Source organism: Ruminococcus sp. Marseille-P328 (assembly GCF_964249465.1).
Lineage (GTDB): Bacteria > Bacillota > Clostridia > Lachnospirales > Lachnospiraceae > Blautia_A > Blautia_A faecis.
The window spans coordinates 73,319-86,333 of record NZ_CAXUBQ010000013.1; the positions used below are offsets into that span (position 1 = coordinate 73,319).

At 42.2% G+C, this 13,015-nt stretch carries 9 protein-coding genes; all 9 read left to right on the plus strand.

Going from position 1 to position 13,015, the window contains the following annotated elements; all coding sequences use genetic code 11:
* Nucleotides 1-260 precede the first annotated feature (260 nt).
* The 9 genes from ACESTK_RS10785 to rhaB all read left to right on the plus strand — a co-directional run bounded on the left by ACESTK_RS10785 (nucleotide 261) and on the right by rhaB (nucleotide 12,994).
* Nucleotides 261-1,883, plus strand: coding sequence for a response regulator (locus tag ACESTK_RS10785; protein WP_173770688.1), 1,623 nt, complete (start codon nucleotides 261-263; stop codon nucleotides 1,881-1,883).
* Nucleotides 1,880-2,950, plus strand: coding sequence for an FAD:protein FMN transferase (locus ACESTK_RS10790; RefSeq protein WP_173770687.1), 1,071 nt, complete (start codon nucleotides 1,880-1,882; stop codon nucleotides 2,948-2,950). Before ACESTK_RS10785 ends, ACESTK_RS10790 begins: the two co-directional genes overlap by 4 nt.
* A gap of 116 nt (nucleotides 2,951-3,066) precedes the next feature.
* The gene (locus ACESTK_RS10795) at nucleotides 3,067-4,881 is read left to right on the plus strand and encodes a sensor histidine kinase (protein ID WP_226854722.1); all 1,815 of its coding nucleotides are present in this window, start codon (nucleotides 3,067-3,069) and stop codon (nucleotides 4,879-4,881) included.
* Complete coding sequence (locus ACESTK_RS10800) at nucleotides 4,868-5,863, plus strand: substrate-binding domain-containing protein (protein WP_226854724.1); 996 nt, start codon at nucleotides 4,868-4,870, stop codon at nucleotides 5,861-5,863. Before ACESTK_RS10795 ends, ACESTK_RS10800 begins: the two co-directional genes overlap by 14 nt.
* A 371-nt stretch (nucleotides 5,864-6,234) precedes the next feature.
* Complete coding sequence (locus ACESTK_RS10805; protein WP_118577750.1) at nucleotides 6,235-7,212, plus strand: ABC transporter permease; 978 nt, start codon at nucleotides 6,235-6,237, stop codon at nucleotides 7,210-7,212.
* 20 nt (nucleotides 7,213-7,232) lie between these two features.
* Nucleotides 7,233-8,744: a sugar ABC transporter ATP-binding protein gene (locus ACESTK_RS10810; protein ID WP_148461187.1), complete on the plus strand. Its 1,512-nt coding sequence runs from the start codon at nucleotides 7,233-7,235 to the stop codon at nucleotides 8,742-8,744.
* 10 nt (nucleotides 8,745-8,754) lie between these two features.
* A complete protein-coding gene (locus ACESTK_RS10815) occupies nucleotides 8,755-9,732 on the plus strand; it encodes an ABC transporter permease (RefSeq protein ID WP_173770686.1) in 978 nt (325 codons plus the stop codon).
* A gap of 179 nt (nucleotides 9,733-9,911) precedes the next feature.
* The gene (locus tag ACESTK_RS10820) at nucleotides 9,912-11,024 is read left to right on the plus strand and encodes a substrate-binding domain-containing protein (protein WP_226854726.1); all 1,113 of its coding nucleotides are present in this window, start codon (nucleotides 9,912-9,914) and stop codon (nucleotides 11,022-11,024) included.
* A 566-nt stretch (nucleotides 11,025-11,590) separates the two neighbouring features.
* On the plus strand, nucleotides 11,591-12,994 hold the full coding sequence (gene rhaB / locus ACESTK_RS10825) for a rhamnulokinase (protein ID WP_118577746.1): 1,404 nt from the start codon (nucleotides 11,591-11,593) through the stop codon (nucleotides 12,992-12,994).
* Nucleotides 12,995-13,015: the final 21 nt, after the last annotated feature.

Sequence of the window (13,015 nt, forward strand, 5' to 3'; positions counted from 1 at the left end):
AAAGCTTCTTTAAATATCTTACACAGCAGAAAAGCTGCAGGGTTTATAATTCTTATAACTTTGCAGCTTTTTTGTTACCAGTAAACAGTAATAGTAACACACACCAAACAAACTCTGGAATTGTTTGTTTAGTTTGCATGATTTTATGGTATGTGATAATATAATATTTAGCTGAAATTAATAGAATACCATGTGCAAACAGGCATCGGGGGGGGAGCCGATGAGGTACATGCTGTGTATAGAAAGGGAAAGCGAAAACTATGTATCGAATTTTACTTGTAGATGATGAGATCCTGGTACGTGACGCCATAAAGGAGAATATTGACTGGAAGTCCATGGATTGCCAGCTTGTAGGAGACTGCGAAAACGGAAAGCAGGCAGCAGATTTTGTGAAGAGCCATCCGGTAGATATTGTTCTCACAGATATTTTGATGCCGTATATGGATGGAATGGAACTGAGCCATTTTCTGCATGATAATTACCCGGAGATCGTAATTGTGATCTTCAGTGGCTTCGGGGAATTTGAATATGCAAAGAAAGCAATTCAGTATAATGTAAGCGAATACATGCTGAAGCCGGTAACTGCTATGGAGCTCAGAGAAGTTATTGGCAAAATGAAAGAAAAAGTAGATCTGCAGAGAAAAGAAAAGAAGAAAATAGAATCCCTCACAAAGACATCTCAGGATTATCACAAAAATGCTCTGGTGATTCGTTCGAAAGCGATTGAATCTCTGGTAAGCTGTACTCGGGATGTGCAGGAGAGCCTGGAGGAATTGTCTGGAATGGGAATTAATCTGGAGGCAGCATCTTATCGGGTTGCGTTATTTGACATGGATCTGTTTTCCGATATTCATCAGATTGATATGGAAAAACGCCAGGAGAGCGCATTAATGGCTTTTGTTTTATTTAATGTTGCAGATGAGATCGTGACAGATCGTAATGCAGGAATTGCCTATCAGGAAGGAAATAACCGGGTGTGTATCCTCTTTATGGGAAACCGCAGCAGGGAGTTTTCCAGAGAAATACAGGAAATCTGTCAGGAAATCCAGAAAAAAGTAAAAGAAGTGATCGGCATTGAAGCTTCAGCAGGAATTGGGGGCTGGGTAAGGAATCCCGGAGATACGATCCAGTCTCATAACCAGGCTGAGAAGGCTATTGAACTGCGCTATTTACTGGGCGGAAATCTGCTCATTGATACAGAAACACTGAATCCGGAGAGAAGTATTTCTTTGCAGCAGCCATTAAGCGATATGGTAGATGGAATCAAGAAAGGCAATGAAGCTGAGATGAATCAGGCTCTTTCTGTTATGAAATCTGAGATCAAAAAGGCCAGAGTGGATAAAAGTCAGGCCTGTGTCTGCCTTCAGATGATTCTGCGCCATGCAGGAAGCTGCTGGGAAGCTCTTTCTTCTGAGAATGAAGATCTGTTCCACAAAAGAGAAATTCTCATGGGACGGGTAACCGAACAGAAAACTTTTAAGGAAGCTTTTAAAATGGCAGAGGACTATGTTCACGAGGTATTCGAAAGGTGCTCTTCCCTGAACAGCTCCAGCGGTCAGAAGCAGGCGGTACTTGCTATGGAATATATTCGCCAGCATTACAATGAGCCGGAATTAGGATTGAATGATATCTGCTCCTATCTGAATATTGGTACAAGCTATTTCAGTACTATTTTTAAGGAAGCCACAGGAGGCACTTTCCTGGAATTCCTCAGTAAGACCCGTATGGAAAAGGCAAAGGAACTCCTGGAACAGACTGCACTTAAGAACTATGAGATTGCGGAGAAGGTGGGCTTTTCAGATCCCCATTATTTTGGGATTTCTTTTAAGAAAATGACAGGTAAGACTCCTACCGAGTATGCAAGGGAAAAAAGATCCATATGAAAAGAAAAGTACTGACGGCAGCCGGCATATGTATTGGAATTTTGATTCTTACAGAAGGCAGCAGGTATTTTGTTCAGAATCAGAAATGCCAGAAGCAGCTGTTTGCGATGGACACCTATATGGAGTTTACCGCATATGGTAAAAACAGCGAAAAAGCTGTAGATGCAGCTATAGAAGAAGTACAGAAACTGGATGCGATGTTATCAGCAGAAAACAGTAAAAGTGAAGTATATGCTTTAAACGAACAGGGAAATCTGCAGGCAACAGATGATCTGGCAGAGCTGATCCTCCGGGGAAAAGAGATTTATCAGGAGACAGACGGACTTTTTGACGATACTATTTATCCGGTGATGAAGCTATGGGGATTCCCTACAGGCAATTATCATGTGCCTACAGCTGCAGAAGTACAAAAAAAACTGGCACTGGTGGATGGAAATAAAGTAGAAATACAGACCCGGGACTCTGATGAAAAGGGTAGGGACAGCAAAGAAAAAGCAAATTTTGTAACTCTTGGAGCAGATCAGCAGATTGATTTTGGAGGAATTGCAAAAGGATATACAGGGCAGAAGCTGGCAGAGCTTTTTCAAGAATATGGCGTTTCTTCCGCATTGGTTTCTCTTGGAGGAAACATTCAGGCGATAGGGACGAAGCCAGACGGCAGTAGCTGGAAAGTGGGAATACGTGATCCAAAAGGCGGACAGCAGGATTATATTGGTGTTTTATCTGTGGAAAATCAAGCCGTAGTTACTTCTGGCGGTTATGAGCGGTATTTTGAAGAAGATGGGGAGACCTATATTCATATCATCAATCCCAGGACAGGATATCCGGCAGATGGAGATCTGCTGTCTGTGACAATCGTATCAAAGGACGGTACACTTGCGGATGGAATGTCCACGGCTCTTTATATTATGGGCTATGAGAAGGCTTGTCAATTCTGGCGGCAGCACAGAGAAGGATTCAATGTGATCCTGGTGACAGATGATGGGAAGATTCATATTTCAGAGAATCTTAAGGGAAATTTTCAGACAGAGTGGGAGCTGGAAATGATTGAATCCGGAAGTGAATAATTGCAGCTATAAAAAGATTTGCTGCCAGCAGGTGGATTATTTCTACAGAAATCAGTGATGAAAGATATGAAAAATAAAAAGTTAAATGAATGAGAAAACGCAAGGGAGAGCAGCCTATGAATAAAAACAAAAGAGAACGAAAATTTCTTAAAGGCTTTAAAAGTATTCAAAGCACTATATTTGCGGCTGTTTCTGTTCTGGTTCTCTGTGCGGTGCTTGCAGCGACTGCAGTATCAGTAAGATATACGAATTCTACAGTTTATGAGAACTCTGCCATTTATACCCAGACCATTATACATCAGCTGAATCAGAATGTTGATTCGTATATTACATATATGGATAATATTGCCTCAGTTATTGCAAAAAGCCAGGATGCGTATCAGCTTTTGTACCAGCGTATCGGTGAGGATGAGGCTGTAAAAGAAGGGCACAGGAAGCGTCTCCAGGAACAATTCAGTACGATATTGAAAGGACGTGATGACATCTACAACATTGGAATCGTGCAAAAAGATGGGGTTATGCTTATAAACAGCGGATATCAGGCCACCAATCCGGATCTGGATCTTTCCACTCAGGAGTGGTACACCAATGCAGTAGATAATTATAATCAGTATTGTCTCAGTTCTTCCCATGTCCAGCATGTGATTAAGGACCAGCGTCCGTGGGTGATTACATTAAGCCGCGAAGTCCATAATTTCTATGGCACGGGAAACAGTGACGGTGTTGTATTTATTGACTTGAATTATAGCGCCATCAGTGAGCTATGCGACCAGAACAGCATTGGGGATAAGGGATATGTATTTATTCTGGATCAGGATGGGAACATCGTTTATCATCCAAGCCAGCAGCAACTGTATAATGAGCTTCAGACGGAGAACATTGATATTGTTATGAATGCCGACACAGATACGGTAGTAACAGGAGAGGGAGATGACGAAAAAATCTATACACTTGCCCGCTCTGAGATAACTGGCTGGACGATTGTTGGCTGCATGAATATGGCAGAGCTTTTAAAGAGTAGCAAAGAGGCCAATAACATATATGTAATGACGGCCATTGTACTGGTTGTGATCGCCATGCTTATTTCCAGCTTTATTGCCAGAAGCATAACTCTTCCGATTCAGAAGCTTCGTGATTCTATGGAAAGGGTTCAGGAAGGAGATTTCAAGGCAGCAGATGATCTGGTTATACCTTCCCAGAATGAAATTGGAAGTCTTACCACATCATTCAATGTGATGACCCATAAGATTGAAGATCTGATGGCACAGAATGTCCATGAACAGGAACTGAAGCGAAAGAGCGAACTGAAAGCTCTTCAGTCCCAGATCAATCCCCACTTTCTTTATAATACGCTGGATTCCATTATCTGGATGGCAGAAGGAAAGAAATATGAAGATGTAGTACTGATGACCGCTTCTTTGGCACGGCTTTTGCGGCAAAGTATCAGCAACGAAGATGAAACGGTCCTCATCGGCCAGGAAATCCAGTATGTAAAGAGTTATCTCACCATTCAGAAAATGCGTTATAAGGATAAACTGGAATTTGAGATCAATGTGGATCCATCTATTAATAGTGTGCATATAGTGAAGCTTGTACTTCAGCCAATTGTGGAAAATGCAATTTATCATGGTCTTAAATATAAGGAATCAAAAGGGATGCTTACTGTTAACGGATACCAGAAAGATGGAAATGCAGTTATCGAAATAGCAGATGACGGTGTGGGAATGGATGAGGAGACCCTGAACCGGATTTTTGAGAAGCATAAAGTCAATTATCGTTCTAATGGTGTCGGTGTATACAATGTTCAAAGACGTCTCTGTATGTACTATGGAAAGGAATATGGTCTGAGCTATAAAAGTGAAAAAGGAAAAGGTACGACTGTTACAGTGGTAATTCCGATCGAGCAGGAGGAACATCATGAAAAAGCGTAAACAATGGCTTATGCTTGTATGCATAGCGCTGGCGGTGTGTCTGGTTTCCGGAGGAATGCTTTATATTCGTCAAAAAAATAATAACAAAAAGTGGTCATTAATTTACATACCGAAAACAGAGGATGGAACCAATAACTTCTGGACCTCCCTGATTTCAGGGACAAGAATGGCGGCGCAGGAATGCGGTGCAGAACTGGAAGTGCTGGCACCGGAGAGAGAACAGGATGTGGAGGTACAGAATAAACTTCTGGAAGAGGCCATTGAGAAAAATCCGGATGCAATACTATTTTCCCCTTCCAGCTTTGATGTTTCCGATGAATTATTGCAGGAGGCAAAAGATAAGGGAATCAAGATCACATTTATAGATTCCTATACAGAAAGCAATATTCAGGATATGACAGTTGCCACAGATAATCTGGAAGCAGGAAAGCAACTGGGGGAATATGCCAGAACTTTTTTAAATAAGGATTCCCAGATTGCAATTGTAAGCCATGTAAAAGGTGTTTCCACTGCAATCGAAAGAGAACAGGGCTTTCGGGAAGGTCTGGGGGATTATAATAAGAATGTTGTAGACGTAGTATATTGTAATTCCCAGTTTGATAAGGCTTCCCAGCTTACAGAAGAACTGATGGAGAAATATCCGAATCTTGAAATGATTGCAGGAATGAATGAATATTCCTCTGTAGGCGCAGCACGGGCGGTACAGAAGCATGATATGGAAGGCCAAATCCAGGTAGTGGGGGTAGACAGCTCCCAGGAAGCAGTTCAGCTTATGGAAAAGGGTGTCTTCAAGGGAATTGTTGTGCAGAAAGCGTTTAAGATGGGCTATCTGGGTGTAACGGAGACTGTGCGTATGCTGCAGGGCAAACCTTACGATGAGAATGTAAATTCCGGCTGTCAGCTTGTAACTCCGGAGAATATGTATTCCAGCGAAATCGAAAAGCTGATCTTCCCATTTAATACCATAAAACAGACTTTGTAGTTGTTCTGTATCTTCACAGCTGCACGTTTTGCGGAAGAGTTACCCGATTTATGCTGTACCAGATCTTTTTAATATACTTTGTCAGATAAAATGAGACCTCAGGTTCGATCCTTTTGCGTTTCTTACGTATGAAAAGGATTGAATTTGAGGTTTTTTGATTTTACATGGTAAAGTGTTAGTGCATATTTCACATAAAAGGTTAAAAATTTATGACCATACCGTAAATATTTAACCTTTTTCTGGAAAATATTCTATTACAATTGTGCAGAATTAAAGGTATTATATAGAAAACGCAGAGAGTGCAAAAAGTTATTGCTCAGGAAGAGTGAGGAAAACCTGGACAATAACAAAAAATCAAGGAGGGTGAAAAGTTGGAAAAGTTAAAACAAAATCCAATTGTGAAAAAGCTCGGCCTGAACAGAATCATGCTTGTTTGTATTCTTGTTCTTATGTTCGTAGTTTTCAAGGTAGTACTCGGAAGTAAATTCCCTGTTGGCGACAGTATCAAATCTACTTTGAACTATGTATACTTCCTGGGCTTTTTATCACTTGGAGTAACATTTGTAATTGCTACGGGAGGAATTGATTTCTCCATCGGACCGGTTATGTTCTGCTGTGCACTGGTTTCCGGTTACTGCATGACTTCTTATGGAGTTCCTTGTGCAGCTGCCATGGTTCTGTGTGTGCTCATTGGTCTTGCATTTGGTATATTTAATGGATGGCTGGTTTCTTATATGTCAGTTCCGCCATTTATCGTATCCATGGCTTCCATGAACATTGCAAAAGGTATTGCTTCTGTATTTACCAAGACACAGTCAGTCAGCTGGCCGCAGAGTTCTGATCCGGTAAACGGATGGTTCCGTAATATCGCATCTTATAATGGATTCCCGGTTGGTCTTGTGATCTTCCTTGGAATGGCAGTGGTTTGCGGTATTGTTCTTTACAATACAAAGCCAGGACGTTATATCCTTTGTCTTGGATCTAACAGCGAGGCAGTTCGTCTTTCTGGTGTCAATACCAGAAAATGGAGAATGCTTGCATATGTGATCTGTGGATTCCTGGTAGGAATCGGAGCACTGTTCTTTGTAGCTACTTATACAACCGTTCAGCCAGGATATGGCGATCAGTATAACAACGAGGCAATTGCAGGCTGTGTAATGGGTGGTACATCCATGGTTGGTGGACTTGCTTCCATCGGCGGTACTGTAATCGGTGTATTTATCATCTCTCTTCTTCAGCAGGGAATCATGGCATTTGGTCTTGGCAAAGGACAGCAGATGATTATTACAGGTATCATTGTTATTGTAGCAGTTTACGCTGACGTTTCTGCAAGACGCAGAAAGAACTGATCATAAGGGAGGATTCGACAATGGGTGAAGTTATTTTAACTATGAAGGATATTGATAAGTCCTTTCCTGGAGTTCATGCCCTGGATCATGTTAATTTCGAAGTGAAACGCGGTGAAGTACATGCACTTATGGGAGAGAACGGAGCCGGAAAGTCCACACTGATGAAGGTGCTTACCGGTATTTACCAGAAGGATTCCGGAACAATTACATATAAAGGCAAAGAGACAGAATTTCACAATACCCGTGAAGCTCAGGATGCCGGAGTGGTAATCGTACATCAGGAATTAAATATGATCGGAGATCTGACTGTTGCACAGAATATCTTTATCGGACGTGAACCGAAGAAGGGAATCCGTGTAGATGATAAGAAGATGATCGAAGATTCCAGAAAATTATTTCAGGATCTGAATATTGAGATCGATCCGAGAGAAAAAATGAGTAATCTTACTGTTGGTAAGCAGCAGATGTGTGAGATTGCAAAGGCTATTTCCCACAAAGCTGAGGTGATCATTTTTGATGAGCCGTCAGCTGCTCTTACTGAGAAGGAGATTGCGGATTTATTTGAAATCATCAAAGACCTTCGTAAGAAGAATCTTGGTATTGTATACATCTCACACCGTATGGATGAGATCAAGGTCATCACAGACCGTGTAACTGTCATGCGAGATGGTGGCTATGTTGGAACCCTGATCACAGCAGACAGTACAAAAGAAGATATTATCAACATGATGGTTGGTCGTGTTATTTACGAAGATCCGAAGGATCATAGCATGGTTGCCCCAGATGCCCCGGTTGTTTTGAAGGTAGAGCATCTGAATGCAGGCAAGATGGTTCAGGATGTAAGCTTCGAGCTTCGTAAAGGTGAAATCCTTGGCTTCTCAGGACTGATGGGAGCAGGACGTACCGAGACAGCCAGAGCACTGTTTGGGGCAGATCCGAAACAGAGCGGTAAGATTTCCATTATGGGTAAAGATGGACAGCTCCATGAAGTAACCATCAACAGCCCACAGGATGCTGTTAAATATGGTATCGGTTATCTGTCTGAGGACAGAAGAAGATATGGAGTTGTTGTTCAGAAATCTGTAACAGAGAACACAACTCTGGCTACCATGGAAGAATATTGCAACGGTTTATTCATCAACAAAGCCAAAGAGAAAAAAGTTACAGAGAGATATGTGAAAGAGCTTGCAACCAAGACTCCTTCTACAGACCAGCTGGTAGTGAATCTTTCCGGTGGTAACCAGCAGAAGGTAGTTATTGCAAAATGGCTTACCCGTGACAGTGAGATCCTGATTTTCGATGAGCCTACAAGAGGTATCGACGTTGGTGCGAAGAACGAGATCTACAAGTTAATGAGCAAGCTTGCAGCAGAAGGAAAATCTATTATTATGATTTCCTCTGAAATGACCGAGATTCTCCGAATGAGTGACCGAATCATCGTTATGTGTGAAGGTAAGGTAACAGGAAATATTGATATTTCTGAAGCTACACAGGAACACATCATGAATAAGGCGACACGGAATATCGATTAAGGAGGACGTCATGACTAAGAAGAAAAAAAGTATTTTAAGTGATCAGAGATTTATTGTTTTGCTGGTTATCATTGCACTGGCTGCTGTTTTCTCCTTTATGAGTAAGGAGTTCAGACAGTACACCACAATCCTGAGTATGCTGGATTTCTCATATTATGACCTTCTGATGGCAATCGGTGTTACATTCCCGCTTATCACAGGCGGTGTAGACCTGTCAATCGGAACTGGTATGGTATGTTACGCATTGATCGGCGGAACACTTGTAAGAAGCAACAATGTTCCAGTAGTAGTAGCAATGCTGCTCTGTGTAGTGCTTGGAATTGCAATCGGCGCATTGAACGGTGTTCTCATTGGTATCATGAATCTGCCGCCATTCCTTGCTACTCTTTGTACCTGTATGATTACCCGTGGTGCTGGTTCTCTTTGCAGTGCTACACCATGGCCAACACTGAATCAGCCAGGCGGATGGTTCCATTCCATCTTTAAACTGACAATCGGACAGGGAAGAAGCGCTTCCCGTTACCCGCTCGGTTTCCTTTGGATGATCCTTCTGGTAATCCTGATGGAGTTCGTTCTGAATCATACAAAATTCGGACGTTACACCATCGCAATCGGTTCCAACAAAGAAGCAGCAGCTCTTTCCGGAATCAATGTTAAGTTTTACCATGTAATGGTATACGTAGTTTGCGGTCTGTTTACCGGACTTGCAGCTATCGCATACGCAGCAGTAACTCCTACTGTACAGCCTGGTACTGGTGCCGGACTTGAGATGGACGCAATCGGCGGTGTATTCGTTGGTGGTGTTGCAGCTTCCGGTGGTTATGGATCTGTAGTAGGAACTCTGGTAGGTATTTTCGTAATCATGCTGTTAAAGACCGGTCTTCCATATGTCGGTCTGCAGGCAAACTGGCAGCAGATCATCACAGGTGTTGTATTGATCGTTGCAGTATTGATCGATATCCTGAAAGAGAAAAAAAGTGCACACTAATAACTGAAACATACAGGCTGGCTTACAGACAGTCAGCCTGAAGAAAAGCAGAATTCTGTTTATAAGCAGAACAGCTGGTAAACAGCAACAATTTCATAACGGATGTGAAGCGTCGGAGAGTGTAGCGACGTATCATCATAAAAAACTATATAATTTTTATTTCAAGGAGGAAGTAGTAAATGAAAGCAAAGAAAGTTATGGCATTAGTACTCTGTGCAGCAATGGTATCTGGTTTAGCAGCAACAACTGTTATGGCAGCTCCGGAAGATCAGTTTGAAGGACTTACAGCTAACGAAGCTTATGAATTCCCTATGATGGTTAAATCTTTCCAGGCTACATACTGGGAAGCAGCTATGAAAGGTATGGACAAAGCAGCTGAAGAATTAGGGGTTACCTATACAGCACAGGGACCAAACAGTGAGTCCGATATCGCTGACCAGGTTAACCTGATCAATACAGCTATCGCAGCTAATCCTGTTGGATTAGGACTTGCAGCTTGTGATACATCTTCTGTTCAGGCAGCTCTTCAGACATGTGTTGACAAAGGAATCCCGGTTGTTACATTTGATACAGGTATCGCTGATGCTCCGGAAGGATCTGTAGTTTGCGAAGTCTGCACAGACAACAATCAGGCTGGTTCTGTAGCAGCTGAGAACATGTATCCGGCAATCAAAGACGTTATCGCTAATGCTGACGGACAGGTTATCATCGGTGAGGTTAACCAGGATGCTACAGGTCTTAACATCCAGCAGCGTGGTACAGGATTCATCAATAAGATGATCGAGCTGATTAAAGCTGATGGAAAAACAGTAGCAGTTAAAGGTAATGAGTTCTATGTAAACGCAGCAGAAGGTGCTGACGCTGAAGAAGCTGACGCAGACGTTGTTATCCAGGTTGCAGTTCCGGCACAGACAACTGTAGAGCTTTGCTCCACAGAGGCTCAGGCTATCCTTTCCCAGGAAAACTGTATCGCAATCTTCGGTTCCAACCAGGTTGCAGCAGAGGGTGTTCTTGCAGCTAACGCTAACCTGAACGTTCTTGGTTCTGACGCAGCTAACGGTGATGTTATCGGTGTTGGTTTCGACGCTGGTTCTATCATTAAAGCAGCTGTAACAGATGGCACATTCCTTGGTGCAGTTACACAGTCTCCTCTGATGATGGGATATTATGCAATCTACGCTCTGACAGCAGCTGCTAACGGAGCTGAGCTTGAGGATGTTCCTACAGCTGGTTACTGGTATGATTCTACAAACATCGACGATGAAAACATCGCTCCAAACCTTTACGACTAATTAAAAAGTAAAGAGACGACACAACGTCCAATGTTTGCAGGTTTATAAACTGTGAATGAAACAGACCCCTGGGGCATTGCCCCGGGGGTTTTCTGGGTGAAAGAGGAATTATTGCAGCACGGAAAATATTGTCACTATCTTCCAGATACTTTATGTGAGAGGATTTTTGTGAATATAGTGGACAGAACATTCTGTTTGCAAATAAGGACACTTTTTTAGACAAACAAGGTTCTTATTTATTGATGAATATTATAGTACTATGATATCATCAATTAGAAAAGCCGCTGTATGAGGAATATCAGGATTGGTACGTTATTGTGTTACTGTTCACTGGTAACGTTCCGCGAGGCGTTTTTTGTGAACAAAGTTCACAGAAAACCCGAGAATTGCGGTGCGAAATCATGCGAATGCATGATTTCTGTGCATCGCGAAGCGCGTTACTGTGAACGGAGTGAACAGTAACGTTATTGTTTATGGAAAATGTTTGATGAGACATTTGTGTAGGACAATAAGACAGGAACCTTGATATATACAGCGTAATTTTACAATTGAGGAGGTTTCATAAAATGACAAAGTATTATTTAGCAGTAGATATCGGTGCTTCCAGCGGACGTCTGATCCTTGGACATCTTGAGAATGGAAAAATGGAGCTTGAGGAAGTTCATCGTTTTGAGAATGGAATGGTAAAGAAAGACGGCGAGCTTTGCTGGGAGTTTGACAGACTTTTCCAGGAAATTAAGAATGGTCTTAAGAAATGTAAAGAGATCGGCAAGATTCCGGTAAGCATGGGTGTTGATACCTGGGGCGTTGACTTTGTACTGATGGATAAGGACGACAAGGTTCTTGGAAATACAGTTGGATATCGTGATCACAGAAATGAAGGTATGGATGAGGAAGTATATAAGACGATTTCTCTTGAGGATCTTTATGCACGTACCGGTATTCAGAAAGCAATTTTCAACACGGTATATCAGCTGATGGCTGTGAAGACAAAACATCCGGAATATCTGGAACAGGCTGAAACTATGCTTCATGTACCGGATTACTTCCATTATCTTCTTACAGGCAAGAAAACCTGTGAGTATACAGAGGCAACAACAGGTCAGCTCGTAAATGCAGAGACAAAGGACTGGGATTACGAACTGATTGATAAACTTGGATATCCAAGAAAAATGTTCCAGAAATTGATCATGCCTGGTACCAGTGTTGGACACTTTACAGAAGAGGTAAAAGCAGAAGTTGGGTTTGATGTGGAAGTTGTAGCACCGGCTACACATGATACCGGATCCGCAGTTCTTGCAGTTCCTGCAAACGACGACGATTTTATTTATATCAGCTCCGGAACATGGTCATTGATGGGAATTGAAAGAGAAAAAGCTGACTGCTCCAAGAAGAGTTGCGAGATGAACTTTACGAATGAGGGCGGCTATGCAGGAAGATTCCGTTATCTGAAGAATATCATGGGACTTTGGATGATCCAGTCTGTTCGTCATGAATATGATGATAAATATGGATTTGCAGAAATCTGTCAGATGGCAGAGGAAGCGAAAGATTTCCCATCCAGAGTAGATGCAAATGATGAGTGCTTCCTTTCTCCGGAAAGCATGATCGAAGAGGTTAAAGATTACTGCAGAAGAACCGGACAGAAGGTTCCGGAAACTTTAGGAGAAATTGCTACTGTTATTTATACCAGTCTTGCTGAGTGCTATGCAAAGACAGCAAAGGAACTGGAAGAGATGACAGGAAGAACCTTCAGCCGTATCCATGTAGTTGGCGGAGGTTCCAACGCAGGCTATCTTAATGAGCTGACTGCGAGAGCAACAGGAAAAGAGGTTCATGCAGGTCCTGGAGAGGCAACTGCAATCGGTAATATTACTGCTCAGATGTTAAAAGCAGAAGAGTTTAAATCAATCGAAGAGGCTCGTACTACCATTCATGAGTCTTTTGGAATTAAAGTATATCAGGCTTAATGAAAAGTTAAAACAGCCGGG

Coding starts and splice junctions, on each gene's coding strand:
- ACESTK_RS10785 (WP_173770688.1), top strand. CDS start 261: ATGTATCGAATTTTACTTGTAGATGATGAGATCCTGGTACGTGACGCC.
- ACESTK_RS10790 (WP_173770687.1), top strand. CDS start 1,880: ATGAAAAGAAAAGTACTGACGGCAGCCGGCATATGTATTGGAATTTTG.
- ACESTK_RS10795 (WP_226854722.1), top strand. CDS start 3,067: ATGAATAAAAACAAAAGAGAACGAAAATTTCTTAAAGGCTTTAAAAGT.
- ACESTK_RS10800 (WP_226854724.1), top strand. CDS start 4,868: ATGAAAAAGCGTAAACAATGGCTTATGCTTGTATGCATAGCGCTGGCG.
- ACESTK_RS10810 (WP_148461187.1), top strand. CDS start 7,233: ATGGGTGAAGTTATTTTAACTATGAAGGATATTGATAAGTCCTTTCCT.
- ACESTK_RS10815 (WP_173770686.1), top strand. CDS start 8,755: ATGACTAAGAAGAAAAAAAGTATTTTAAGTGATCAGAGATTTATTGTT.
- ACESTK_RS10820 (WP_226854726.1), top strand. CDS start 9,912: ATGAAAGCAAAGAAAGTTATGGCATTAGTACTCTGTGCAGCAATGGTA.
- rhaB (WP_118577746.1), top strand. CDS start 11,591: ATGACAAAGTATTATTTAGCAGTAGATATCGGTGCTTCCAGCGGACGT.